This window comes from Micromonospora sp. B9E7 (assembly GCF_039871815.1).
Lineage (GTDB): Bacteria > Actinomycetota > Actinomycetes > Mycobacteriales > Micromonosporaceae > Micromonospora.
In genome coordinates this window covers 149,323-173,648 of record NZ_JBDPLX010000007.1, presented here as the reverse complement: position 1 = coordinate 173,648, position 24,326 = coordinate 149,323, and the positions used below count along the sequence as shown (strand labels likewise).

23 protein-coding genes are annotated in these 24,326 nt (G+C 70.2%); 5 read left to right on the top strand and 18 right to left on the bottom strand.

The genetic code is table 11. The annotated features are described in order from the left end of the window. Window positions 1–2: 2 nt before the first annotated feature. The 7 genes from ABGB10_RS14170 to ABGB10_RS14140 all read right to left on the bottom strand — a co-directional run bounded on the left by ABGB10_RS14170 (window position 3) and on the right by ABGB10_RS14140 (window position 8,773). Window positions 3–1,379, bottom strand: a complete 1,377-nt coding sequence (locus ABGB10_RS14170; protein ID WP_347661336.1) for an ABC transporter permease — start codon at window positions 1,377–1,379, stop codon at window positions 3–5. Beyond that, complete coding sequence (locus tag ABGB10_RS14165) at window positions 1,376–2,971, bottom strand: ABC transporter ATP-binding protein (RefSeq protein WP_347661463.1); 1,596 nt, start codon at window positions 2,969–2,971, stop codon at window positions 1,376–1,378. Before ABGB10_RS14165 ends, ABGB10_RS14170 begins: the two co-directional genes overlap by 4 nt. Window positions 2,972–3,220: 249 nt before the next feature. After that, window positions 3,221–4,288: a BMP family ABC transporter substrate-binding protein gene (locus ABGB10_RS14160; RefSeq protein ID WP_347661462.1), complete on the bottom strand. Its 1,068-nt coding sequence runs from the start codon at window positions 4,286–4,288 to the stop codon at window positions 3,221–3,223. A gap of 277 nt (window positions 4,289–4,565) precedes the next feature. Further along, window positions 4,566–4,907: a hypothetical protein gene (locus ABGB10_RS14155; protein WP_282262669.1), complete on the bottom strand. Its 342-nt coding sequence runs from the start codon at window positions 4,905–4,907 to the stop codon at window positions 4,566–4,568. A gap of 67 nt (window positions 4,908–4,974) precedes the next feature. Further along, entirely contained in the window at window positions 4,975–5,886 is a 912-nt protein-coding gene (locus ABGB10_RS14150; protein ID WP_347661335.1) for an ABC transporter permease subunit, read from the bottom strand. After that, the gene (locus ABGB10_RS14145; RefSeq protein WP_347661334.1) at window positions 5,883–7,523 is read right to left on the bottom strand and encodes an ABC transporter permease subunit; all 1,641 of its coding nucleotides are present in this window, start codon (window positions 7,521–7,523) and stop codon (window positions 5,883–5,885) included. The genes ABGB10_RS14150 and ABGB10_RS14145 overlap by 4 nt, the downstream gene beginning before the upstream one ends. Next, complete coding sequence (locus ABGB10_RS14140; protein WP_347661333.1) at window positions 7,523–8,773, bottom strand: maltose ABC transporter substrate-binding protein; 1,251 nt, start codon at window positions 8,771–8,773, stop codon at window positions 7,523–7,525. The genes ABGB10_RS14145 and ABGB10_RS14140 overlap by 1 nt, the downstream gene beginning before the upstream one ends. Window positions 8,774–8,972: 199 nt before the next feature. Between ABGB10_RS14140 and ABGB10_RS14135 the strand changes: the two genes are divergently transcribed. The 3 genes from ABGB10_RS14135 (at window position 8,973) to ABGB10_RS14125 (ending at window position 12,263) form a co-directional block, all read left to right on the top strand. Further along, entirely contained in the window at window positions 8,973–10,019 is a 1,047-nt protein-coding gene (locus tag ABGB10_RS14135; RefSeq protein WP_196920995.1) for a LacI family DNA-binding transcriptional regulator, read from the top strand. A gap of 32 nt (window positions 10,020–10,051) precedes the next feature. Continuing rightward, a complete protein-coding gene (locus ABGB10_RS14130; protein WP_347661332.1) occupies window positions 10,052–11,686 on the top strand; it encodes a glycoside hydrolase family 13 protein in 1,635 nt (544 codons plus the stop codon). Window positions 11,687–11,891: 205 nt separating this feature from the next. Further along, window positions 11,892–12,263 carry a VOC family protein gene (locus ABGB10_RS14125; RefSeq protein WP_347661331.1) on the top strand — a complete coding sequence of 124 codons (372 nt, stop codon included), beginning with the start codon at window positions 11,892–11,894 and terminating at the stop codon, window positions 12,261–12,263. 4 nt (window positions 12,264–12,267) lie between these two features. On the opposite strand, the gene ABGB10_RS14120 is transcribed toward ABGB10_RS14125, so the two are convergent. The 6 genes from ABGB10_RS14120 to ABGB10_RS14095 all read right to left on the bottom strand — a co-directional run bounded on the left by ABGB10_RS14120 (window position 12,268) and on the right by ABGB10_RS14095 (window position 17,012). Further along, window positions 12,268–12,705: a hypothetical protein gene (locus tag ABGB10_RS14120; RefSeq protein WP_278137417.1), complete on the bottom strand. Its 438-nt coding sequence runs from the start codon at window positions 12,703–12,705 to the stop codon at window positions 12,268–12,270. 81 nt (window positions 12,706–12,786) lie between these two features. Continuing rightward, window positions 12,787–13,173 (bottom strand): GntR family transcriptional regulator, encoded by a 387-nt coding sequence (locus tag ABGB10_RS14115; protein ID WP_347661330.1) that lies wholly within the window; start codon window positions 13,171–13,173, stop codon window positions 12,787–12,789. Next, a complete protein-coding gene (locus ABGB10_RS14110; RefSeq protein ID WP_347661329.1) occupies window positions 13,173–14,099 on the bottom strand; it encodes a YhjD/YihY/BrkB family envelope integrity protein in 927 nt (308 codons plus the stop codon). The genes ABGB10_RS14115 and ABGB10_RS14110 overlap by 1 nt, the downstream gene beginning before the upstream one ends. Window positions 14,100–14,177: 78 nt before the next feature. Beyond that, the gene (locus tag ABGB10_RS14105) at window positions 14,178–14,747 is read right to left on the bottom strand and encodes a 2'-5' RNA ligase family protein (RefSeq protein ID WP_347661328.1); all 570 of its coding nucleotides are present in this window, start codon (window positions 14,745–14,747) and stop codon (window positions 14,178–14,180) included. Window positions 14,748–14,771: 24 nt separating this feature from the next. Continuing rightward, complete coding sequence (gene trpS / locus ABGB10_RS14100) at window positions 14,772–15,797, bottom strand: tryptophan--tRNA ligase (RefSeq protein ID WP_347661327.1); 1,026 nt, start codon at window positions 15,795–15,797, stop codon at window positions 14,772–14,774. Between the two features lie 33 nt (window positions 15,798–15,830). Further along, the gene (locus ABGB10_RS14095) at window positions 15,831–17,012 is read right to left on the bottom strand and encodes a hemolysin family protein (protein ID WP_347661326.1); all 1,182 of its coding nucleotides are present in this window, start codon (window positions 17,010–17,012) and stop codon (window positions 15,831–15,833) included. Window positions 17,013–17,262: 250 nt separating this feature from the next. Here ABGB10_RS14095 and galE point away from each other — a divergent pair, with 250 nt between their 5' ends. Both galE and galK read left to right on the top strand, forming a co-directional pair. Beyond that, complete coding sequence (galE, locus tag ABGB10_RS14090) at window positions 17,263–18,192, top strand: UDP-glucose 4-epimerase GalE (protein ID WP_347661461.1); 930 nt, start codon at window positions 17,263–17,265, stop codon at window positions 18,190–18,192. Next, window positions 18,189–19,358, top strand: a complete 1,170-nt coding sequence (gene galK, locus ABGB10_RS14085; RefSeq protein ID WP_347661325.1) for a galactokinase — start codon at window positions 18,189–18,191, stop codon at window positions 19,356–19,358. Before galE ends, galK begins: the two co-directional genes overlap by 4 nt. 236 nt (window positions 19,359–19,594) lie before the next feature. On the opposite strand, the gene ABGB10_RS14080 is transcribed toward galK, so the two are convergent. From ABGB10_RS14080 to ABGB10_RS14060, 5 genes are all read right to left on the bottom strand, one after another. Beyond that, window positions 19,595–20,848 (bottom strand): GTP-binding protein, encoded by a 1,254-nt coding sequence (locus tag ABGB10_RS14080; RefSeq protein WP_347661460.1) that lies wholly within the window; start codon window positions 20,846–20,848, stop codon window positions 19,595–19,597. A gap of 74 nt (window positions 20,849–20,922) precedes the next feature. Continuing rightward, window positions 20,923–21,834, bottom strand: coding sequence for a sulfate adenylyltransferase subunit CysD (gene cysD / locus ABGB10_RS14075; protein WP_347661324.1), 912 nt, complete (start codon window positions 21,832–21,834; stop codon window positions 20,923–20,925). A 75-nt stretch (window positions 21,835–21,909) separates the two neighbouring features. Then, on the bottom strand, window positions 21,910–22,740 hold the full coding sequence (locus ABGB10_RS14070) for an inositol monophosphatase family protein (protein WP_347661323.1): 831 nt from the start codon (window positions 22,738–22,740) through the stop codon (window positions 21,910–21,912). Between the two features lie 136 nt (window positions 22,741–22,876). Beyond that, the gene (pth, locus tag ABGB10_RS14065; RefSeq protein ID WP_347661322.1) at window positions 22,877–23,467 is read right to left on the bottom strand and encodes an aminoacyl-tRNA hydrolase; all 591 of its coding nucleotides are present in this window, start codon (window positions 23,465–23,467) and stop codon (window positions 22,877–22,879) included. A gap of 93 nt (window positions 23,468–23,560) precedes the next feature. After that, the gene (locus tag ABGB10_RS14060) at window positions 23,561–24,259 is read right to left on the bottom strand and encodes a 50S ribosomal protein L25/general stress protein Ctc (RefSeq protein WP_347661321.1); all 699 of its coding nucleotides are present in this window, start codon (window positions 24,257–24,259) and stop codon (window positions 23,561–23,563) included. Between the last annotated feature and the right edge of the window lie 67 nt (window positions 24,260–24,326).

The window sequence follows — 24,326 nt, the reverse complement described above, 5'->3', positions numbered from 1 at the left end:
AGTTACCAGCCCTTCGCCAGGCTCGTCTGCAACCGGGCGGCGCGTGCGGCCCGGAGCTGGAAGATCGCCTTCACCAGGGCCGGCGCGGCGATGAAGATGACGATCAGCGCCTGGAGCACGGTCACCAGCTCCAGCGAGATCCCGGAGTACGACTGCATCCGGTTGCCACCGGCCTGCAAGGCCCCGAACAGCAGCGCGGCCAGCAGCACTCCCCAGGGCTTCACCCGTCCGAGCAGCGCCACCAGGATGCCGTCGAAGCCGATCTGCGCGACCACCAGCGGCGTCAACGCGCTGGCGGTGGAGCCGAGCACCATGTTCGAGCCGCCGAGGCCCGCCAGGATGCCGGCGAAGACCATGATCAGGATGTACGTCCGGGTGACGCTGATGCCGGCGGTGCGCGCGGCGTCCGGGTTGGCGCCGACCGCCCGCAGCTCGAAGCCGAGCGTCGATCGGTTCAGCAGCCAGGCGACCGCCCAGGTGGCCAGCACGGCGAGCAGGATGCCGGCGTGCACCCGGAGGTTGTCGCCGAGCAGTCGGGGCAGTTGGGCGGAGGTGTCCACCGCCTTGCTGATCGCGTCGGTACGGTTCGGGTCCTGCACGCCGTTCTGCACGATCAGCCAGGTGAGGAAGTACGTGGCGACGTAGTTGAGCATGATCGTGTTGATCACCTCGTGTGCGCCGGCGCGGGCCTTGAGGATGCCGGGGATGAAACCCCAGATCGCCCCGCCCAGCGCGCCGGCCAGCACTGCCACCAGCAGGTGCAGGCCGGGCGGCAACGGCAGCAGGAAGCCGGCCAGCGCCGCCATGATCACGCCGATGGTGGCCTGACCCTGTGCACCGATGTTGAACAGGCCGCCCCGGAAGGCCAACGCCACCGACAGGCCGGTGAAGACCAGCGGCGCGCTGTAGGTGAGCGTCTCGGAGATCGGCGCGAGCACCGGCTGCCACCCGTTGGTGCCGTTCAACCAACCGGTGAACGCCTCGGGGTCGAAGACCGAGCCCTTGAACAGGTTCGCGTACGCCTCGCTGACCAACGTCCAGCTGGAATTGATCGCGTCGGACGGGCGAGAGGTGATGTACGAGTACGTGGACAGCACCGCCGGATCAGAGATGATCATCAGCACCGCGCCGACCACGATCGCCAGCACCAACGACAGCAGGGTCACCGTGAAGGTGTTGGCCGCCCACAGGTTGTCCAGGAACAGCCGGCCCAGGCTGGGCTTCGGCTCCGGGTTCTGCTCCGGCGTCGAGGCGGAGCGGTCCGACTGGGTCGCTACCTCGGCCCGTTCGGTGTTGCCCAGCGCGTTCTGCGCGGCCTGCGCCTCGCTTGCCGGCTCCTTGTCCGGCGAGCCCGACTGCGGGTTGGGGGAGTCGCTCATGCCTCGTCCTCGCTCGCGGAGCCCGCGTCGCTCGCCGGGCTCCCGTCTGCCACGCCGGACTTGTCCGCGGCCGGTGCGTCGGGCTTGTCGGCGGCCGGTGCGTCGGGCTTGTCGGCGGCCGGTGCCGCGACAGCCTCGTGTGCCGCGTCCGGGCTGATGCCGGCCATCAACAGGCCGATCTCCTCGCGCGGGGTGTCCGGGCCGACGATGCCGATGATCCGGCCGCGGTACATCACCGCGATCCGGTCGGCCAGACCGATGACCTCGTCGAGTTCGCTGGAGACCACCATGACGGCGGTGCCGATGTCCCGCTCGCGGATGATCTGGCTGTGGATGAACTCGATCGACCCGACGTCGACGCCACGGGTCGGCTGGGCGGCGATGAAGAGCTTCAGTGGCCGGGACAGCTCCCGGGCCACGATCACCTTCTGCTGGTTGCCGCCGGAGAGGGTGCCCACCGCCGCGTCGGCCGATGACGTGCGGACGTCGAACTGCTCGATCCGCTCCTTCGCGGAGGCCGCGATCGCGTCCGGCTTGAGCGCGAGCCCGGCGCCGAACGGCGGACGGTCGTAGATGTCCAGCACCAGGTTCTCCGCGACGCTGAACTCCTTGACCAGGCCGTCCACGCTGCGGTCCTCCGGCACGTAGCCGACGCCCGCCCGGAGCACCTTCTTGGGCTTCCAGCCGTCGATCCGGTCACCGGCCAGGCTGACCGTGCCGGCGAGCACCGGCCGCAGGCCCATGATCGCCTCGATCAGCTCGGTCTGGCCGTTGCCCTGTACGCCCGCGACGCCGAGCACCTCGCCCGCGCGCACGGTCAGGTCCACACCGTCGACCGCGCGGATCTGCCGGTCGTCGTCGACGACCAGCCCGGCCACCTCCAGGACCGGCTCGCCCGGCGTGGCCGGGGTCTTGTCCACGGTGAGCCGGACGTTGCGCCCGACCATCAGGGCGGCCAGCTCGTCGCGGCTGGCCCCCGGCGAGGCTGTGCCGACGGTCTTGCCACGTCGGATCACGGTGATCCGGTCGGCGATGGCCTTGACCTCGCCGAGCTTGTGGGTGATGAAGACGATCGACTTGCCGGCCGCCTTGAGCGACCGCATGACCGTCAGCAGTTCCTCGGTCTCCTGGGGGGTGAGCACCGCGGTCGGCTCGTCCAGGATGAGCAGGTCGACGTCGCGGGTGAGCGCCTTGACGATCTCGACTCGTTGCTGGATGCCGACCGGCAGGTCCTCGATCACCGCGTCCGGGTCGACCCGCAGGTTGTAGCGCTCGGACACCTCGGTGACCTCGCGCCGGGCGCGACGCCGGTCCAGGAAGCCGGCGATGCCGCCCCGGACCTGTTCGGCACCGAGCATGATGTTCTCGGCGACGGTGAAGACCGGCACCAGCATGAAGTGCTGGTGCACCATGCCGATCCCGGCGTCGATCGCGTCGGAAGGGCCCTTCAGCTTCAGCGGCTTGCCGTCGACCAGGATCTCGCCCTCGTCGGGCTGGTAGAGCCCGTAGAGCACGTTCATCAGGGTCGACTTGCCCGCGCCGTTCTCCCCGAGGAGGGCGTGAATCTCTCCAGGCTCCACCGTCAGGTCGATGTGGTCGTTGGCGACCAGATCACCGAACCGCTTGGTGATGCCGCGCAGTTCGAGTCTCAGCGCAACCTCCTGGAGTGCGAGCGATGGTGCAGCCTAGCTGCCGTCATCCCGGCCAGGGCGGCCCGGCCGACGTGGTGCGCGATCGGCCGCTCCGGCCCCACGGTCACCCGCAGGGCCAGAGCGGCCGATCGGTCGTACCTGTCCCCCGCCGACCTCCCCGATGATCTCACCGGAGGGGTCGGCCGGTTGTCACTTGGTCGGCTGGGCCTTCGAGGTGACGGTGATGGTGCCGGCGGCGATGTCCGCCTTGATCTTGTCGACCTCGGCCTTCAGCTCGGCCGGAACCTTGCTGTCGAAGTCGTGGTACGGGGCGATCGAGACACCGGTGTTGGCCAGGGTGCCGACGAAGCCCGGCTTGGCCTCCAGCTTCTCGCCCCCGGCGGCCTTGATCACGGCCTCCTTGACGGCCTCCGGGATGTTCTTGACGACCGTGGTGATGATCGCCGAGCAGTCCGGGGTGCTCTCGCAGCCGTCGACGTCCACCCAGATGGTGCTGTACTTGCCACCGGACGCCTTGGCGGCGGCGGTGGTGCCGAGGCCGGAGCCGCCGGCGACCGGCATGATGATGTCCGCGCCCTGGGCGACCAGCGCGTCGGAGACCTTCTTGCCCTCGTCCTGCTTGGCGAAGTCGTTGGTGAAGGAGCCCTTCTGGGTCTCCTTGTTCCAACCCAGCGCCTGGACGTTCTTGCCCTTGGTGGTGTTGTAGTACTTCACACCGTCGACGAAGCCGTCCATGAAGATGGTGACCGGCGGGATCGGCAGACCACCGTAGGTGCCCACCTTGCCGCTCTTGCTCATCCCGGCGGCCAGGTAGCCGGCCTGGAACGCGGCCTGGGCGGTGTCGAACTGCATCGGGTAGACGTTTGCGTCACCCGGGTTGGCGTCGACGATGCCGAACTGCTGGTTCGGGTTCGCCTTGGCGATCTTCGAGGTGGCGTCGCCCATCAGGCCACCGACCGCCAGGATGAAGTCGCACTTCTGGTTGACGTACTGCGTCAGGTTCGGCTCGTAGTCGGCCTCGGCCTTCGACGCGACGAACTTGATGTCGATGTTGTCGTTGGCGGCCTTGGCCTCCTGCAGACCCTTCCAGGCCGAGGTGTTGAACGACTTGTCGTCGATGCCGCCGACGTCGGTCACCATGCAGGCGCTGAACTTCTTGGCGCCACTGCCGGCGTTGTTGTCATCCTTGGGGGCCTCGCCGCAAGCGGCGGCGGTGAGCGCGAGCCCACCCACCGCGAAGATCGAGGCGATCCGCATCCCACGCACCGAGCGCAAGACGTCTCCTTCCCATTGCTCACCGCGCCTTGTGCGGTGGCAGCCCATCAGCCGGCCTGCGGGTGTGCCGCCGGCTGTCCCACGTTACGGACGGGAGCGTACGCCCGCGCCCACCCACCGGCCGACAATCGTGCACGACTGTTGAGCGCCTGTTACCCGGGTGTAACCCTTGCGTGGGGCAAGTCACTCTTCGTGCTGGTAACCAAGCGCCAAGGCGTCCGCAACGTCCGTTTTCGGGCGGCGTCCCTCTCCCCGGACGTTACCTCCAAAAGACCGCGACCGCCGCGTTGACCAGGGTCAGGCCGACGATTGCCAGGAAGTGACCGCGGTTCACCACGTCCCGCTTCCGGGAGAAGAAGACCATGACGAAGATCAGCAGAGCGATCACCAGCTTCGTCACAAGTTTCGCCGGCGCCGGCTCGTCGCCGTCGCGGAGCGGAGCGGAGAGTCCGAGCCCGGTCAACAGCTGGATCACCGCCCCCCAGAGCATGGCCTGGTTGATCCGGATCGGGCCGCTGACGTACTGGGCGATCGAGCCGCCGAGCAGCAGGGCGAAGCCGATCAGATGGACATAGAGGAGGATTAGTCGCAGTGCTTCCACGCCGCTCATCCTCCCCCATCAACGACGGTTTGTAGTAGTGGGGCCGACCGGTCGGCGCGTCGAAGCCTCATCCCTTGACCGCGCCGGAGGTGAGGCCGGAGACGATGAAGCGCTGGAGGAACTGGAACACCAGCACGGTGGGGATCGCGGTGAGCAGGGTGCCGGCGGCGAAGATCCCGAAGTTGGTGTTCCGCTCGCCGCCCTGCAACATGCCGCGCATGCCGACAGCGAGGGTCTTGGCGTCCGTGTCGGTGAGGAAGACACTCGCCATCAGGAACTCGTTGATGGTGTTGATGAAGGCGAGCAGCCCGGTCACCGCGAGGATCGGCGCCACCAACGGCAGCATGATCCGGAAGAAGACCTGGGCGTGCGAGGCGCCATCCATCGTGGCCGACTCGTCCAGCTCCCGGGGCAGGGTGTCGAAGAAGCCCTTCATCAGCCAGGTGTTCACGCCCAGCGCGCCACCCAGGTAGAGCAGCAGCAGGCCCCACGGGGTGTTGAAACCGATGGCCGGCCACAGATCGGTGATCGTGCCGAAGATCAGGAAGATCGCCACGATCGCCAGGAACTGCGGGAACATCTGGATCAACAGCAGCGACAGCAGCCCCACCCGTCGCCCCTGGAATCGCATCCGCGAGAAGGCGTACGCCGCCAGCGCGGACAGGAAGACCGAGACGAACGAGGCACCACCGGCGATGAGCAGCGAGTTCAGGAACCAATTGGCGAACTCGGTGCGCGCGAACAGATCCCCGAAATTCCCGAACGACACCCCGCCGGTCGGCACCAACTCGGTGGAGGACAGGGTGCCGAGCGGATTGAGCGCCGCCGAGACGACGAACACGAGTGGGAAGAGACTGAACAGCACACCGAGCACGCCGGCCAGGTGCCGCCAGCCGACCTGGGCGAACCAGCGGTTCCTCCGCCTCCCCGCCGCGCGGTCGACCGCCGCCGGGCGCTCCGTGCCGCTGAGCGTGGTCACGAGTACACCTCCTCCTGTTGGCGGGTCCGCCGGAAGCTGACCGCCGAGACCACCGCGACGATCGCGAAGATGAACAGCGAGATCGCCGCGGCGAAGCCGAACTGCGCGGCCTGCCCACCGAACGCCAGCCGGTAGGTGTAGGTGATCAACAGGTCGGTGGCGCCGTTGCTGGGGTTGTCCGCCGGGAACGGCGCCCCCTCGGTGGTCAGGTAGATCGCGTTGAAGTTGTTGAAGTTGAACGCGAACGACGAGATCAGCAGCGGCGAGAGCGCGACCAGCAGCAGCGGCAGGGTGACCGCCCGGAACGACTGCCAGGGCGACGCCCCGTCGACCGAGGTGGCCTCGGTCAACTCCCGTGGGATGGCCTGTAGCGCGCCGGTGGCCACCAGGAACATGTACGGGTAGCCGAGCCAGAGCTGCACCAGGATCACCGCGGCGCGGGCCGACCAGTCCTGCCCGAACCAGTCGACGCTGAGCCCGAACAGATTGTTGATCAGCCCGAAGTCGGTGTTGAACATGTCCCGCCAGACCAGCAGCATCGCGAAGGACGGCATGGCGTACGGCAGGATCAGCAACATCCGGTAGAGGTTGGTGCCCCGCATTCGGGGCGAGTGCAGCGCCAGGGCGATCAACATGCCGAGGATGAACGTGCCGCCGGTGGAGCCGATGGCGAAGGCGAAGTTCCAGATCAGCGTGCCGAGGAACGGCCCGGAGATCCGCTCGTCGGTGAGTACCCGGGTGAAGTTGGACAGCCCGACGTTCACCTTCCAACCCTGGGCCAGCCGCTCGCCGTCGGCGGCGACGAACGCGCCGACCTCGCCGTCCGCGGTCCAGGTCTTGCCGCTGTCGCTGTCCCGGACGCAGTCGCAGCCGGCGTCGTACGCCCGGACGGCCTTGCCGTCGTACGCCCGGGACAGGCCGGACGAGCGCAGCGCGCCTCCGGCGGTCGGCACCACCAGGTCCGTGATGTCCTTGCTGCGGGCGCTGGCCTGGCCGACGGTGAGCACGGTGTAGCCGTCGACCGCGGTGACCTTCCCTCCGGCGGCGACGGTGGCCGCGCCAGGGTCGAGCGGGCGCAGGCCTCGAGCGTCGCCGACGGAGACAGCGCCGGTCTGCGGGTCGGTGATCAGGAAGACCAGGGCGCCGGTGACCGGGTCGCCCTTGGTGGCGACCGACATCGGGTACTGGGTGGAACCCGGGACCTGCTTCACCGAGGAGCTCTGGATCGCGACGATCGCGTCGCCCTTGCTGCCCCGGTGGCCGTCGCCGAAGTTGGTGAAGGCCGTGCTCGCGGTGTAGAGCACCGGCACGATCTGGAAGGTGATCAGAAAGAGCGTGCCCGGGACGAGGTACTTCGCCGGGACGTGCCGGCGGCCCAGGTACAGATAGAACAGCACGGCGGTGGTCAGCACCAGCACGGCCAGCCCGACCCACTGCTCGGCCTGCACCAGCGGGAAGGCCGCCCAGATCGCGATCCCGGCCACCAGGCCGAGCAGGATCACCTTCGCGGCGAGGCCGGCCACGGTGATCGGCGCGTGGTTCCGCGCGGTACGGGAGGTGCGCGGGGACCCGGTGCGGACGGGCCCCCGGCCCGGGGCCTGCTGGGCAGGCCCCGGGCCGGACAGCGGCGCGCTCATTACTTGATCGAGTCGGCGATCGTCTTGCCGGCCGCGGTGACCGTGCTGGTCGGGTCGGCGCCGCCGATGACAGCGGCCTCGGCCTTGCCGAACGGGTCCCAGATCGCGGCCATGGCCGGGATGGCCGGGAGCACCTGGCCGTTCTTGCCGGCCTCGATGAACTTGGCCAGGTCCGGGTCGCTGCTCTTGACCTGGTCCAGCGCGGCGGTCAGCGCCGGCGGGCGCGGGTCGGCCTGGTAGAGCGCCACGGCCAGGTCCGGCTTGGTGACATGGTTGGCGACGAACTCCTGGGCGAGAGCCTTGTTCTTGCCCTTGGCCGCCACGTAGAAGGACTGGACGCCCACGAACGGCGCGGCCGCCTTGCCGCCGGCGAAGCCGGGAACGGCGGAGATGTCGTACGTGATGCCGGCCTTCTTGACGTCGGCGGTGGCCCACGGCCCGGAGACCAGGAAGGCGCACTTCTTGCCGGTGAAGGTGGCGGTCGCGTTGGTGTCGGCGATCGAGCGCTTCAGCACGCCCTCGCCCTTCTCGCCGAGCGCGGCGATCTTCTTGAACGCGGCGATCGACTCGGGCTTGCCCACGCCCAGGTCCTTCGGGTCGTAGTCGCCGTTGGCCGTGGTGCCGAAGAGGTAACCGCCGGCCGAGGTGTACAGCGGGTAGATGTGGTACGCGTCGCCCTTCTGGCCGACCTGGAGGCAGAGCGTCTCGGTGACCTTCTTCTGCGCCTTGAGCTGCTTGCCGGTGGCGACCAGGTCCTCGATCGTCTTCGGTGCCTCGGGGGCCAGTTCGGTGTTGCGGATCAGCGCCAGGTTCTCCTGGGCATAGGGCACGCCGTAGAGCTGGCCATTGAACGTGACGGCCTTGACGGCGGTCGCGTTGAAGGCGCCCTTCTGCTCGTCGGACAGCTGCACCGGGTCGATGGCACCGTTCTGGACCAGGTTGCCGATCCAGTCGTGCGCGCCGATCACCACGTCCGGGCCGCCGCCCTGGCTCGACACGGTCACGAAGTTCTTCTGGAGGTCCTCGTTCGGGACGGCCTGGACCTCGACGCTGACGCCGTTCTCCTGGCCGAACTTCTCGGCGAACGGCTTGAGGGCGGCGGTCCGTTTGTCGTCCGCCCAGATCACCAGCTTGCCGCCGGCGGCCTTGGGGGTGTCCTTCGCGGCCGGCTCGTCGCTGTCGCCACCGCAGCCTGAGGCGGCGAGCGCCAGGGCGAAGAGGGCGACCACACCCGCGGTACGGATGCGCATCGGTGCTCCTGTCGTCATGGCGGGTCCGCCGGGGGAAGGGCGGCCCGCCAGTGGAAACCTCTGGAAGTTCTTGCCAACCGGCGCAGGGATGCTGCGCCGCTGCTCTCGCATGTTGCGGGGACGTTAGCAAGACGTTGCAAGTAATGGAAGGGCTTGCAGATGACCCCGCAAGAACTTGCCGGTGGGCTAAAGTGCCGCCATGCGCGCTCGACTGTCCGACATCGCCCAGCAGGCCGAAGTCAGCGAGGCCACGGTGTCGCGGGTGCTCAACGACCGCCCCGGCGTGGCCCCGGAGACCCGGCAGGCCGTCCTCACCGCCCTCGACGTGCTCGGGTACGAGCGCCCGGCCCGGCTGCGTAAGCGCAGCGCCGGGCTGGTCGGCCTGGTGGTGCCGGAGCTGGACAACCCGATCTTCCCCGCCTTCGCCCAGGTCATCGAGTCCACCCTGGCGCAGAGCGGGTTCACCCCGGTGCTGTGCACCCAGACCGCCGGAGGCGTGACCGAGGACGAGTACGTGGAGATGCTGCTGGACCGGCAGGTCTCCGGGATCGTCTTCGTCTCCGGCCTGCACGCCGACACCGCCGCCAACCACGACCGCTACCGGGCGCTGCTCGCCCGGCCGTTGCCGGTCGTGATGATCAACGGGTACGTGCCCGGCATCGGCGCGCCCTTCGTCTCCTGCGACGACCGGGAGGCGGCCGAGCTGGCCGTCGCCCACCTGGTCGCCCTCGGGCACCGGCGGATCGGCCTGATCACCGGCCCGGACCGGTTCGTCCCGGTGCAGCGCAAGGTGGCCGGCTGGCGCTCCGCGATGACCCGCCTGGCCGGCGTCGCCGAGGCCGACCTGGGCCCACTGGCCGAGCTGTCACTGTTCGGAGTGGAGGGTGGCGAGGCGGCGGCTGGCCGACTGCTGGACCGGGGCGTCACCGGGGTGGTCTGCGGCTCCGACCTGATGGCGCTCGGCGCCGTCCGGGCTGCCCGCCAACGCGGTCTCACCGTGCCCGAGGGCCTCTCCGTGGTCGGCTATGACGACTCCCCGCTGATGGCCTTCACCGACCCGCCGCTGACCACGATGCGGCAGCCGGTCACCGCGATGGCGGTGGCCGCCGTCCGCGCCCTGGTCGACGAGATCAACGGGCACGGCGCCCCGCACTCGGAGTACCTGTTCCGCCCGGAGCTGGTGGTACGCGGCTCCACAGCTGTCGCGCCGAGTTCCGCCCGTCTTTCTTACGCAAGATCTGCTTGACTCTTGCAGCGGCGGGCCGGCATATTGCTCCAATGATCAGCACCGCCGCCCCGCCGCACGCCACCGACGACGACTGGTGGCGCTCCGCGGTCGTCTACCAGGTGTACGTCCGCAGCTTCGCCGACAGCGACGGCGACGGCACCGGCGACCTCCAGGGCATCCGGCAGCGCCTGCCCTACCTGCGCGACCTCGGGGTGGACGCGCTCTGGCTGACCCCCTTCTACACCTCGCCGATGATCGACGGCGGGTACGACGTGGCCGACTACCGGGACGTCGACCCGATGTTCGGCACCCTCGACGACTTCGACGCGATGATCACCGACGCGCACGCCCACGGCCTGCGGATCATCGTCGACCTGGTGCCCAACCACACCTCCAGCGCGCACCACTGGTTCACCGCCGCGCTCGCCGCCGGCCCCGGCTCACCGGAGCGGGCCCGCTACCTCTTCGCCGACGGCCAGGGCGCGAACGGCGAGCTACCGCCGAACGACTGGGAGAGCATCTTCGGCGGCCCCGCCTGGACCCGGATCGCCGATGGTCAGTGGTACCTGCACCTGTTCGACAGCTCGCAGCCGGACCTGAACTGGCGCCACCCGGAGGTCCGCGCCGAGTTCGAGGACGTGCTGCGGTTCTGGCTGGACCGGGGCGTGGACGGCTTCCGTGTCGACGTGGCGCACGGCATGATCAAGGCGGAAGGGCTGCCGGACGTCGGCTTCAGCTCGATGACCACCGGCCAGCGCCAGGTCGAACTGCTCGGCAGGGGTCGCCTGCCCTACTTCGACCAGGACGAGGTGCACGAGATCTACCGCGCCTGGCGACCCATCCTGGACAGCTACCCGGGCGGTCGGATGGCGGTCGCCGAGGCGTGGGCCGAGACACCGCAGCGCCTGGCCCGCTACATCGGTCCGGACGAGTTGCACCAGGCGTTCAGCTTCGACTTCCTCGACGCCACCTGGTCGGCCGACTCGTTCCGCAAGGTGATCGACACCGCGTTGGCCGAGGCGACAGTGGTCGGGGCGCCGACCACGTGGGTGCTCTCCAACCACGACAAGCAGCGGCACGTCACCCGCTACGGCGACGGTGCCGAAGGGCTGCGCCGCGCCCGCGCCGCCAGTCTGCTGATGCTCGCCCTGCCCGGCTGCGCCTACCTCTACCAGGGCGAGGAGCTGGGCCTGCCGGAGGTCCTCGACCTCCCCGACGAGCTGCGCCAGGATCCGGCGTTCCTGCGCACCGGCGAGAGCCGCGACGGCTGCCGGGTGCCCATCCCGTGGAGCGGCGAGTTGGCCCCGTACGGCTTCGGGCCGGCCGGCAGCGAACTGAGCTGGCTCCCCGCCCCGGCGGTCTGGCAGGCGCTCTCCGTCACGGCGCAGACCGACGTGCCCGGCTCCACCCTGGAGCTGTACCGGGCCGCGCTGCGGATCCGCCACGTTCACCCCGCGCTCGCCCTCGACGCCGGCGGGGTCACCTGGCGGGAGAGCGAGCCGGGCGTGCTGGCCTTCTCCCGCACCTCCGGCGCGACCGTGCTGACCTGCGTGGTCAACCTCAGCGGCGCGCCGGTCCTGATCGACGGGTACGGTCAGCCGCTCGTCGCCAGCGACGAGCTGACCGAACAGGGCTCCGGCCAGCTGCTGCCAATTGACGCGGCAGTCTGGTTGGAACAGCGCTGAACGGGTAACTCGTTCTCGACCTGGTCGTTCGTCGTGCCCCGCGCCGACGGGCGGCTGGGCTACCAGCCCCTTGTGGTGGGGGGTGAGGTGCCACCGGCGCCGCGCGGAGTCCGCTCCGTGTGGCGCCGGTGTCCGTATACGCCGGTGGTTAGACCCAAGGCGTGGTGGGTACCGCATCGGGCACCATCGCTACGGAGGTGACCCCATGGTGGTACGGATCGCCCAGTGCACGCTCGACGTCGAGGACCTGGACCTGATGGTCTCGTTCTGGTCGGCGGCGCTCGGCTACGAGGTGGAGCAGGGCGACGACGGCAGCGCCAGGCTCTGGCCGCCGGGGCAGTCGTCCGCCGCCGCGCCCACAGTGTGGTTGCAGGGCTCGGGCACCGCCAAGCGGGGCAAGAACCGGCTGCACCTCGACCTGGTCGCCGACGCGGACCCGCAGGCAGAGGTGGGGCGGCTGCTGAGCCTCGGCGCGCGGCAGGTTGACGTCGGGCAGACCGGGGCCGAGCAGTTCACTGTGCTCGCCGACCCCGAGGGCAACGAGTTCTGCGTGCTGGACCGCCCGCCGACCCGCTGACGTCTCACTTCGCGGTGAGCAACGCCGCGATCCGGGTGAAGCCGGCGCGTACCTCTGCCTCGTTCGGCGGCTCGACGGGCTCACCGTGCCCCGCCTCGTCGGCGGCGGCGTCCAACTCCTCGTCGATCACGTCCTCGAAGTCACCGTATAGGTCGGCCCCCTCGACCTGCCGGGCCTCGTCCTCGGCGGCGACCTGCGCGGCGGCGATCTCGCTGCGGATCTCGTCGGCCGACAGCGCCGGCAGTAACGGCTCCACCACGGCCATCAACTGCTCCTCGGCCACCACCGCCTCGGCCAACGCCAAGGCGTGCGGCCGTTCGTAGGGCCCGCAGACCACCGGCTCCCACTCGTCGAGGTCACCGAGTGGACCGAACGTGATGATCCACGGCAGGCCGAGAAGCGGTGAGTCCCCCGGCAGGTCCAGTGTCATGAGTGCGCCCACCGGCTCATCATGGTCCGCGAACGCGATTCGCGATGTCTTTCGGCCCACTTACCGCCCGTCCGGCGATCGATCGGTGGTCGGTCAGCCAGGGCGGGCGGCGTCCAGGGCCGCGCGGACCAGAGCGAGCGCGGTGGCCGGCGCCACGCCGAGCCGAGCTGCCTCGGCCGCGTACCCGGCCGCCGCCCGCTGCAACCGGTCGACGGCGTCGTCCCGGCCGGGAGCGACGAAGGTGCCGTTGCGTCCCCGGGTCTCCAGCAGCCCGGCGACCTCCAACTCCCGGTACGCCCGGGCCACCGTGTTCGCGGCCAACCGCAGGTCGGCGGCGAGTTGCCGGACGGTGGGGAGGCGGCTGCCGACCGGCAACCGTCCGTCGCCGATCAGCTCGGCGAGCTGCCCGCGTACCTGCTCGAACGGGGGCACCGACGAGTCCGGGTCAACCGAGATCAGCACCTCTGCACCTTCCGTCATCAGCCGGCACCGCCCGGCGTACCGGGATCGGTGTCCTCGTCCACGTCTCTCGGCGGGGCGGCGGCCTCCGCCAGGTCCACCACCCGCCCGCTCGAACTGGTCGCGAGGAGCGCCGCGCCGAACAGCACCAGCTGGTTGAGCAGGTAGAGGTAGAGCAGCAGACCGACGGCGCCAGCCACCACGGTGTACGCCGGGTTGCGCTCGGTACGCACCACGTAGTACCGCCCGACCGTGTTCAGCAGCGTGATGCCGACCGCCACCAGCAGCACCACCGGCCGCAACCGGGACCTGCTCATCCGCAGCCGGGGCACCGCGAGGAGCAACGCGGTGGCGAGCACGGTGTTGACCAGCACGCTGAGCACCGCGCTGATGGTGGTCAGACCGACCGACCCCGTGCTGCGCAGCAGGAAACGCAGCAGCGACTCCAGCGCGTCCACCGCCGCCACCGAGACGCCGAGCAGCACGAAGACGCCGATCATCACGCCCAGGTCGACCAGCCGCCGCACCACCAGATTGCCCGGCTGCTGGTTCAGCGCGTACATCAGCCGCTGCGAGGACCGGATCGCCTCCACCCACCCGATGCCGGTGAAGACGAGGATGACGAGGCCGACCACACCTACCGTGTTGCTGGAGTTGGCGATCTGCTCGGCGTCCAGGAACGGCAGGTTGTCCTTGAGGAAGTCGGCCGCCGCCGCGCTGACCTCGTCGTTGTCCTCCAGGATCGCGCCGAAGATGGAGTACGCGACCAGGGCGAGAGCGAACACCGCGAAGAAGCCGTAGTAGGCGATCGCGGCGGCCAGCCGCCCGGCCAACACCTCGGCGTACAGCGCGCCGGCACGCCACACGTGGTCGAAGAGCCCCGACCGGTGGCGCGCGGCGCTCACCCAGCGGTCGATGCCCGCCTCGATCCGGCCGATCACGTTCACGCGATCATCCTCGCCGATCTCCCACTGCTGTGGTGGCAACGGCTCCCGATGCTCGCCGGCCGGCGCGTCGCCGACAGGTCAGTCGCCGAGACGGTAATCCCGGCGCGGCTGCCACCGGGCCTGCCCGCTGTGCGAGAACAGGGTGAACGCGTCGACCTCGAACATCGCGGAGAAGTCGGCCAGATCCTCGTACACCTTGTCCAGGGCCTCCGGCGCCACGTCCTGTGCCACGGTGACGTGCGGATGGTACGGGAAACGCGCCTCACGATGCAGGCCCGGCGCCGCGGCGATGGCGGCGGCCAACAACTCGCACTCGCTGATCCCGGCGGCCACCGCGACGAACACCACCTGGGTGACCGGGCGGAACGTACCGGTGCCCCGCAGGTGCAGCGTGAACGGCAGGTGCGCGGCGGCGACGGCGGCCAGATGCCGCTCGACGGCGGGCAGGTTGGCCGTCTGGATCTCGGTCGGCCCCAGCAACGTCACATGCGCGGGAACCGCGAGCGGATCGCCGGCCTCGACCCGCCGCCGGGTGAGCTGGCCACCCCACGGCTCGGGAATGTCCACCGCGATGCCGATCTGGGTGGAGTCGCCGGTCGGCGACACCCCGCCACTGCGATCCACGCTTCGCGCCGCCCCTCCGGCCACCGACCCGTCCACCTGTCCGTGGAGCTACTCGCCGCGGACGGGCGGGAAGAACCCGACCCGCTCGTACGCCGCCCGCAGGGTCGTCGCGGCCACCGCGCGGGCCTTCTCCGCACCACTGGCGAGCAGCTTGTCCAACTGAGCCGGGTCGTCGAGGTAGGTGCGGGTGCGCTCCTGGATCGGTCGGACGAAGTCAGTCACGACCTCGGCCAGCTCCTTCTTCAGGTCGCCGTAACCGCGGCCGGCGAACGCGGCCACCAACTCGTCGATGCCGCGCCCGCTGAGCGCCGAGTGGATGGTGAGCAGGTTGGACACACCCGGCTTGGTCTCGGCGTCGAAGACGATCTCCCGACCGGTGTCGGTGACCGCCGACCGGATCTTCTTGGCGGAGCGGGCCGGGTCGTCCAGGAGGTCGATGATGCCGGCCGGTGACGACGACGACTTGGACATCTTCGCCGTCGGGTCCTGAAGATCGGTGATCTTCGCAGTGTCCTTGACGATGTGCGGCGCGGGCACCGTGAACGTCGGGCCGAACGTCGCGTTGAACCGCTGGGCCAGATCCCGGGAGAGTTCCAGGTGCTGACGCTGGTCCTCGCCGACCGGCACCGCGTTGGCCTGGTACAGCAGGATGTCGGCGGCCTGCAGGATCGGGTAGGTGAACAGCCCGACACTCGACCGTTCGTTGCCGTGCTTCTGCGACTTGTCCTTGAACTGGGTCATCCGACTGGCCTCGCCGAAGCCGGTGATGCAGCCGAGCACCCAGGCCAGCTGCGGGTGCTCGGGCACCTGCGACTGCACGAACAGGGTGCTGCGTTCCGGGTCGAGCCCGACGGCGAAGAGCTGGGCGGCGGCCACCCGGCTCCGTTGACGCAGCAGCGCCGGGTCGTGCCCCGCGGTGATGGCGTGCAGGTCCACCACGCAGTAGAAAGCGTCGTGGGTCTCCTGGAGAGCCACCCAGTGCCGGACCGCGCCCAGGTAGTTGCCGAGGTGGAACGAGTCGGCCGTCGGCTGGATGCCGGAGAAGACGCGGGGGCGGGCGGGAGCGTCGGACATGGCGACAATTCTGTCAGCAAGCGACCGGGTCCGTCATGACGGGCCGGCGGGTCGGCTGCGGCCCGCCGCTGTCGGGCTGCTGACCTCGCGTGTGTCGCCCACGCCGACCCGCCGCGTCGGCCCGACCACGACCCGGCGCTGCTGCCCCGCCATGGTCTCGCGTATCTGCCCGGGGCCGACTTCCCGAACCGACTCCCGGCGCTGCTCGGGGTTCTGCTCCCGGCGCTGCTCGGCGTCCTGCTCCCGGCGCTGCTCGGCCGGCCGGACGGCGGACACCGCGAGCCGGGCCACCCGGCGGCCGTCCAGTGCGAGCACCCGCAGCAGCCAGCCGCCCTGCGGCCCGGCCGGGTCGGGCACGCCGACCTCGTCCGGTTCACCGGGCACCGGCACCTCGTCGCCGGCCACCGGCAACCGGCCCAGCACGGCCATCACGAACCCACCAACCGTCTCGTACGGGCCGGCGGGGAGCGCCACTCCGGTCCGTTCGGCGAAGTCGGCGAGGTTGAGGCGGCCGTCCACCACGGCGGGCAGGCCGGCATGCACCGGGTCCGGAGCGGCGTCGTACTCGTCGTGGATCTCGCCGATCAACTCCTCGATGAGGTCCTCCAGGGTGACGATCCCGGCGGTGCCGCCGTACTCGTCGACCACCACGGCCAGGTGCTGGCCCTCCCGGCGCATCTCGGTCAGCGCGGGTAGCACCCGCTTGCTGCCGGGGAGCCGCTTCACCTCCCGGGCCAACTCGCCGACGGTGACGCACTTGTCGGCGTCCGGGCGCAGCAGCACGTCACGGAGGTGCACGAAGCCGACCACGTCGTCGTGGGTGCCGTCGGTGACCGGGTAACGGGTGTGCGTTTCGGCGCGGACCAGCCGGGCAGCCTCGGCGATGGTCAGCCGCGCCGGCAGGAAGACCACCTCGGTGCGCGGCATCATCACCTCGCGGATCAGGCTTGCTCCGGCTACCAGGACCTCGTCGATGATTCGCCGTTCGTCCGGGTCGAGCACCGTGTTCGCCGCGACCAGGTCCCGTAGGTCGGCCTCGGAGATGCGCTCGCGGCCTGCCGCCGGGCCGGCCCCGAGCAGATCGGTGACGAGTCGAGTGGCACCATCTGCGGCGCGGACCAGCACGCGGGCGACGGCCCGGGCGAGCGGACCTGGATCGCGGCGGGGCGGCACCCGCACGCGTCGCCGGAGCCCGGTACGGGCCTCTTCCCGCATGACAGAGATGGTAGACACCGTTCGCTCATCGCACCGGAGATCGCACGGACCGGGTCCGTGAATGTTCGGGTCTGTTTAATCATGAGAGATTATGATGAAATGGGGATGATGGCGGTGTCGACGACAGTGTCGACCGCCGCCTTAGGGTGATCACCGAAGGCCACGTCCCGGGCGGGCCAGGCAGGGAGGCAACGACGTGAAACTGCTCGTCACCGGGGGCGCCGGCTTCATCGGCAGCGTGGTGACCCGGATGCTGCTCGACGCGGGTCACCAGGTGGTCGTCCTGGACGACCTGCGCACCGGGCACCGCGAGGCGCTCGCCCCGGACGCGACCCACGTCGAGGCGTCCATCCACGAGGCCGCCCGCATCGTCACCGCGGACGCCGGCTTCGACGGGGTGCTGCACTTCGCCGCCCTGATCGCCGCCGGTGAGTCGATGGTCAGGCCGGAGCTGTACTGGCAGAACAACACCGTCGGCACGCTCGCCCTGATCGACGCGGTCCGGGCCGCCGGGGTGCCGCGGATGGTCTTCTCCTCCACCGCCGCCGTCTACGGCAACCCCACCGAGCTGCCCATCACCGAGACCGCGGTCAAGGCACCCACCAACACGTACGGCGCCACCAAACTCGCCGTCGACATGGCACTCACCTCCGAGGCCGTCGCGCACGGGCTCGCCGCCGTCTCACTGCGCTACTTCAACGTGGCCGGCGCCCACCTCGACGGTGACGTCGCGCTCGGGGAACGACACGACCCGGAGACGCACCTGATCCCGATCGCGCTGGAGGTCGCCGCCGGTCGGCGGGAGAAGCTCCAGCTCTTCGGCGACGACTACCCCACGGTCGACGGCACCTGCGTCCGCGACTACATCCACGTCGCCGACCTCGCCCGGGCGCATCTGTTGGCGTTGGACGCCGCCACCGCAGGTCGGCACCGGATCTACAACCTCGGCAACGGAAACGGCTTCACCAACCGCCAGGTGGTCGACGTGGTCCGCGAGGTCACCGGGCGACCCGTTCCGGTCGAGGTGGCGCCGCGCCGCGAGGGCGACCCCGCCGAGCTGGTCGCCTCCTCCGCGCTGGCCCACGACGAGCTGGGTTGGATGCCCCAGAAGCCGACCCTGCACGACATGGTCGGCGACGCCTGGGCCTTCTACGGCAAGCACATCCTGGGGCAGTCATGACCAACCCGAACGGCGACGTCGCCGCACGGGCCGCCGAGGGCTTCACCAACCAGTACGGCGGCGGCGCGGCCGGCCGCTGGGCGGCTCCCGGCCGGGTCAACCTGATCGGTGAGCACACCGACTACAACGACGGGTTCGTGTTGCCCTTCGCGCTGCCGCTGCGGACGGTGGTCGCCGCCGACCGGCAGGACGGCGAGCAGTGGACGGTCTGGTCCGAGCTCTCCGACGAGACGATCACCTTCGGCGCGGACGACGTCGCCGAGCCAGGTCGGGTGACCGGCTGGGGCGCGTACGTCGCCGGGGTGGTCTGGGCGCTCCGCGAGGCCGGCCACCCGGTGCCGGGCGCCCGGTTGGCGATCGCCTCCGACGTTCCGCTGGGCTCGGGGCTCTCCTCCTCGGCCGCACTGGAGTCAGCCGTGCTCGCCGCCCTGCTCGACCTCGGCGGGCTGGAGCTGCCCCCGGAGCGGCAACCCCGGCTGGCGCAGCGAGCGGAGAACGTCTACGTCGGTGCGCCGACCGGCATCATGGACCAGTCTGCGGCGATCCGCTGCCGCGCCGGCCACGCCCTCTTCCTCGACTGCCGGGACGAGTCGGTCGAACACATCCCGTTCGACCTGGACGCCGCCGGGCTGGCGGTGCTGGTCATCGACAGCCGGGCACCGCACCGGCACGCCGACGGTGAGTACGCTGCCCGCCGCCGCTCCTGCGAGGCCGGGGCGAGCGCGCTCGGCGTCGCCGCGCTGCGGGACGTGGGTGTCGACCAGCTCGACGCCGCGCTGGCGCAGCTCGACGACGAGGAGACCCGGCGACGGGTCCGGCACGTGGTCACCGAGGACCAGCGCGTACTGGACACGGTGGCACTGCTCCGCGCCGCCCGGGTGCGTGACATCGGCCCGCTGCTCACGGCTTCACACGTCTCGATGCGCGACGACTTCGAGATCACCGTGCCGGAGATCGACACCGCTGTCGAGGCGGCGTTGGCGGCTGGCGCGTTGGGTGCCCGGATGACCGGCGGTGGTTTCGGCGGCTGCGTCCTCGCCCTGGTCGAGGCCGACCGCGCCGACGAGGTCGCCACCGCCGTCAAGGCCGCGTACGCCGAACGAGGCTTCAGCACCCCCGGCACCCTGACGGTCCTACCCTCCCCCGGCGCCACCCGCCTCCCCTGACTCGCCCACCCCACCCCCGCACCCCACCCCCGTTCGGGTTGATCAAGAGGTTTGCGTCAAATTCCGCGCCTGGACTGGCGCAAACCTCTTGATCACCGGGCCGAGGCGGGGCGCGGAGGGGGGGGTTGGGAGATCGTGCTCGTACATGGAAGTAGTGGCCTCGCCCGGCGGGTGAGGCCACTACTTCGTGGATCGAGCGTGATCTTGTGGAAACCCGGGCTCGGGTCAGGCGTCGGCTAGCTGGCTTCGACGATCATGGCGGCGCCCACCGTGCGGTTGGTGGTCTCGTCGATGATGACGAAGCCTCCCGTGGTGCGGTTGCGCCGGTACTCGTCGGCCAGCAGCGGCACCGTCGTCCGCAGTCGCACCCGACCGATCTCGTTGAGCCGCAGTTCGTCGGCCGACTCGTCGCGGTGCAGCGAGTTGATGTCCAACCGGTAGTGCAGCCCGCGCACGATCGCCCGCGCCGAGCGGGTGGTGTGCTTGATCGCGTACCGGCCGCCGACCCGCAGCGGGGCCGTCTCGTCCATCCAGCAGACCATCGCCTCGATGTCCTGGGCGACCGCCGGTGCGTTGTTCGGGCGGCAGATCAGATCACCCCGGGAGATGTCGATCTCGTCGGCCAGTCGTACCGTCACCGACATCGGCGGGAACGCCTCCGCGACCGGCCCGTCGGCGGTCTCCACTGCGGCGATCCGGCTGGTGAAGCCGGACGGCAGCACCATCACCTCGTCACCCGGCTTGAGCACACCGGAGGCGACCTGGCCGGCGTAACCGCGGTAGTCGGTCACCGTGGTCGACTGCGGACGGATCACGTACTGCACCGGGAACCGGACGTCGACCAGGTTGCGGTCGCTGGCGATGTGCACCCGCTCGAGGTGGTGCAGCAGCGACGGGCCCTCGTACCAGGGCATGTTCTCCGACCGGGCGACGATGTTGTCGCCGCGCAGCGCGGAGACCGGCACCACGGTCAGGTCCGGTACGTCGAGCTTCGCCGCGAACGCGGTGAACTCGTCGGCGATCCGCTCGTAGACCTCCTGCGACCAGTCGACCAGGTCCATCTTGTTGACACAGAGGACCAGGTGCGGCACCCGCAGCAGGGAGCAGAGGAACGCGTGCCGGCGGGACTGCTCGACGAGGCCCTTGCGCGCGTCCACCAGGATCAGCGCCAGGTCGGCGGTGGACGCCCCGGTGACCATGTTGCGGGTGTACTGGATGTGCCCGGGCGTGTCGGCGATGATGAACTTGCGCCGTGGGGTGGCGAAGTACCGGTACGCCACGTCGATGGTGATGCCCTGCTCCCGCTCGGCGCGCAGGCCGTCGGTGAGCAGCGCAAGGTTGGTGTATTCGTCACCGCGGGCCGCGCTGACCGCCTCCACCGCGGCCAACTGGTCGGTGAAGAGCGACTTGGTGTCGTAGAGCAGCCGACCGATCAGGGTCGACTTCCCGTCGTCCACGCTGCCGGCGGTGGCGAACCGGAGCAGGTCCATCGCCCGGGCCTCCGGCCCGGCCCCGGTAACAGCCCGGGCCTCCGCATTCGCGGATGCCACGATCTCGGTGCTCATCAGAAGTAGCCCTCCCGCTTACGGTCCTCCATGGCGGCCTCGCTGACCCGGTCGTCACCACGGGTCGCGCCGCGCTCGGTGATCCGGGTGGCCGCCACCTCCTCGATGACCTTCTCCACGGTGTCCGCGTCGGAACGGACCGCGGCGGTGCAGGAGGCGTCGCCGACGGTGCGATAGCGCACCTGCTCCTTGAACCGCTCCTCGCCCGCCCGAGGGCGGAAGAACTCGTTGACCGCGTACAGCATGCCGTCCCGCTCGATCACCTCACGCTCGTGCGCGTAGTAGATCGAGGGCAGCGGGATGTGTTCCCGGGCGATGTAGTGCCAGACGTCCAGCTCGGTCCAGTTGGACAGCGGGAAGACCCGGATCGACTCGCCGGGGTGGTGCCGACCGTTGTACAGCGACCACAGCTCCGGCCGCTGGTTCTTCGGGTCCCACTGGCCGAACTCGTCGCGGAAGCTGAAGACCCGCTCCTTCGCCCGGGCCTTCTCCTCGTCTCGGCGGGCCCCACCGAAGAGCGCGTCGAAGCGGTGCTTCTCCACCGCGTCCAGCAGCACCGGCGTCTGGATCCGGTTGCGCATGCCGTCGCCGGACTCCCGGACCATCCCACTCGCCAGAGCCTCCGGCACGCTCGCGATCACGAGCTGCAACCCGAGCTCGGCGACTCGTTGGTCGCGGTACTCCAGGACCTCGGGGAAGTTGTGCCCGGTGTCGACGTGCATGACGGGGAAGGGGATGTTGGCCGGGGCGAACGCCTTCTGCGCCAGCCGCAGCATGACGATCGAGTCCTTGCCGCCGGAGAAGAGCAGCACCGGGCGTTCCATCTCGGCGACCACCTCGCGCATCACGAAGACGCTCTCCGCCTCCAGTGCGTCCAGGTGGGAGACCCGGTACGCCGCCGGGGTGGTCATGACACCGACTCGATTCGCTCGATCATCCGATTTCCAGACCTTTCCGGTCGGGCATGTCAAGAAAGTGCGCTCAGGCTACCCGGAATGTCGCTGCAGCGCTGCAAGCAACCGGGTGGCGAGATCCTTGCGGCAGACCAGAAGGTCCGGCAGGCGTGGATCCGCCTCGTTGTATCTCAGCGCAGATCCGTCGATCCGGGAAGCGTGAAGTCCGGTGGCCGTCGCCACAGCGACCGGGGCAGCCGAGTCCCACTCGTACTGCCCACCGGCGTGGATGTACGCGTCGACCTCACCGGTGACCACGGCGGCGATCTTCGCTCCGGCCGAACCCATCGGCACCAGGTGCGCCCCGACGTCCTCGGCCAGGTCGGTGAGGAAGACCGGCGGCCGGCTCCGGCTCGCCGCCAGGCGGATCTTCCGCTCGCCGGCCGTCGCCGCCTCCACCGTCATCGGCGGGTACGCCGGCGGATAGTCCGTGCCCAGCACCCGGTGCTGCGCCGGCAGCCCCACCGCCCCGGCGACCAGCCCGTGCGGGCTCGGCGCGCTACGCGCCCAGAGCGCCACGTGCACCGCCCAGTCCGAGCGGCCCTCCTCGGAGAACTCCCGGGTGCCGTCCAAGGGGTCGATGATCCACACCCGGTCCGCGGTCAGCCGCGACACCGCCCCGGTGTTCACCTCCGCCGCCCAGGCCAACCGCGATCCCTCGTCCTCCTCGGAGAGCACCGCGTCGCCCGGTCGCCACTTCGCCAACTCCGTGCGAATCAGGTCGTGCGACACCTTGTCCCCGGCCGACTTCAGCGCGCCGGTGTCCGCGAAACCCATCTCCGTACGCAGGTCGAGCAACGCCTGCCCGGCCCGGGACGCCAGCCATCGGGCGAACGCGCCATCGATCATCGGAGGACTGCTCATCTGCCCGCTCCCGTCGCCTCGCCGCGAGCCGTGCCCGCACAGGCCGATTCGTCGCGACCCGCGTCGCCGGTCGCGGCACGCCGAAAGGCGCAGACTACCGGCCCACCGTTTCCGATCCGGTACGCCTCGCCACGGCTCAGCCCCCGTGGTAGAGGTTCTGCGTCGGCTCCACGCCCTTGACGATCACCGACTCCACCACGTCGGCGGCCCGGTCCACCAGGAAATCCAGCTCCTTACGCTCTGCCGCGCCGAAATCCGACAGCACGTAATCCGCAGGGTCCTGCCGCCCCGGCGGTCGACCGACGCCGAACCGCACCCGGGCGTAGTCCTTCGTGCCCAGCGACTTCGACATCGACCGCAGGCCGTTGTGCCCACCCTCGCCGCCGCCGAACTTCACCCGCACCTGACCGAACCCGATGTCCAGCTCGTCGTGCACCGCGATCACCTGGGCCGCCGGCACCTTGTAGAACTGCGCCAGGGCCGCCACCGGCCCGCCGGACAGGTTCATGTACGTCAGTGGCTTCACCAGCACCAGCTTCGGTCCACCGAAGCCCAGCCGCGCCTCGGCCACCTCGGCCACCGCCCGCTTGTGCCGCCCGAACCGGGCACCAACCCGCCCGGCCAGCAGGTCGGCCACCATGAAGCCGACGTTGTGCCGGTTCCCGGCGTACTCCCGACCGGGGTTTCCCAGGCCGACCACCAGCCACGGCCCTGCCTCGTCCGTCACGACCTGTCCCTCCCGATGCCCATCCACCGACTCCCGATACGCCGACAGGCGCCCCCGACCATCCGGGGACGCCTGTCGCAGAGTACGAACCGATCAGGCCTCGGTGCGCGCCTCGGTGTTCTCGGCGCCCTCGGCGGCCGGAGCGGCGTCCGCGCCCTCGGAGCCCTCGGTGGTCTCGCCGACCTCGGCCTCGGCCTCGTCGGTGGCCACCTCGACCTCGGGCAGCGTCGCCTCGAGCTGCTCGGCGGTCGGGGCGGCGGTCACCGACGCGACGGTCAGGTCCGAGTCGGCGGCCAGCTCGACGCCGGCCGGCAGCTGGACGTCACCGGCGGTCACCTGGGTGCCCGCCTCCAGGCCCTCGATCGAGGCCTCGAGGTGGTCCGGAACCTTGGTGGCGTCGGCGGTCACCGAGAGGGTGTCGTGGTCGTGCACGATCAGGGTGTCCCGCGCGGCCTCGCCGGTCAGCTGGACCGGAACCTCGACGGTGACCTTCTCGCCCCGGCGAACCAGGATCAGGTCGACGTGCTCGAAGGTGTCCCGGATCGGGTCACGCTGGATCGCCTTCGGCAGCGCCAGCACCTGGGTGCCGTCGGTGATGTCGATCGCGAAGAGCTGGTTGGCACCGCCCTTGCGGATCGCCGCGGCGAACTCCCGCGACGGCAGCGCGATGTGCTTGGGCTTCTCGCCGTGGCCGTACAGCACGGCGGGCACCTTGCCGGCCCGGCGGGTACGGCGGGCACCACCCTTGCCGAACTCGGTGCGGGGCTCGGCGCTGATCTTTACCTCGGACACGGGGAAACTCCTGATGCTTTTCGCTGCGGCGGCTTGTCGTCTGGCGGTGCTGGGGCGAGGGGCTCGC

Coding starts and splice junctions, on each gene's coding strand:
- ABGB10_RS14070 (WP_347661323.1), bottom strand. CDS start 22,740: ATGAGCAGTCCTCCGATGATCGATGGCGCGTTCGCCCGATGGCTGGCG.
- ABGB10_RS14170 (WP_347661336.1), bottom strand. CDS start 1,379: ATGAGCGACTCCCCCAACCCGCAGTCGGGCTCGCCGGACAAGGAGCCG.
- galE (WP_347661461.1), top strand. CDS start 17,263: ATGCTGCTCGACGCGGGTCACCAGGTGGTCGTCCTGGACGACCTGCGC.
- ABGB10_RS14160 (WP_347661462.1), bottom strand. CDS start 4,288: ATGCGGATCGCCTCGATCTTCGCGGTGGGTGGGCTCGCGCTCACCGCC.
- ABGB10_RS14095 (WP_347661326.1), bottom strand. CDS start 17,012: ATGCGGGAAGAGGCCCGTACCGGGCTCCGGCGACGCGTGCGGGTGCCG.
- ABGB10_RS14080 (WP_347661460.1), bottom strand. CDS start 20,848: ATGGACCTGCTCCGGTTCGCCACCGCCGGCAGCGTGGACGACGGGAAG.
- ABGB10_RS14125 (WP_347661331.1), top strand. CDS start 11,892: ATGGTGGTACGGATCGCCCAGTGCACGCTCGACGTCGAGGACCTGGAC.
- ABGB10_RS14130 (WP_347661332.1), top strand. CDS start 10,052: ATGATCAGCACCGCCGCCCCGCCGCACGCCACCGACGACGACTGGTGG.
- ABGB10_RS14115 (WP_347661330.1), bottom strand. CDS start 13,173: ATGACGGAAGGTGCAGAGGTGCTGATCTCGGTTGACCCGGACTCGTCG.
- ABGB10_RS14140 (WP_347661333.1), bottom strand. CDS start 8,773: ATGCGCATCCGTACCGCGGGTGTGGTCGCCCTCTTCGCCCTGGCGCTC.
- ABGB10_RS14145 (WP_347661334.1), bottom strand. CDS start 7,523: ATGAGCGCGCCGCTGTCCGGCCCGGGGCCTGCCCAGCAGGCCCCGGGC.
- trpS (WP_347661327.1), bottom strand. CDS start 15,797: ATGTCCGACGCTCCCGCCCGCCCCCGCGTCTTCTCCGGCATCCAGCCG.
- galK (WP_347661325.1), top strand. CDS start 18,189: ATGACCAACCCGAACGGCGACGTCGCCGCACGGGCCGCCGAGGGCTTC.
- ABGB10_RS14135 (WP_196920995.1), top strand. CDS start 8,973: ATGCGCGCTCGACTGTCCGACATCGCCCAGCAGGCCGAAGTCAGCGAG.
- cysD (WP_347661324.1), bottom strand. CDS start 21,834: ATGACCACCCCGGCGGCGTACCGGGTCTCCCACCTGGACGCACTGGAG.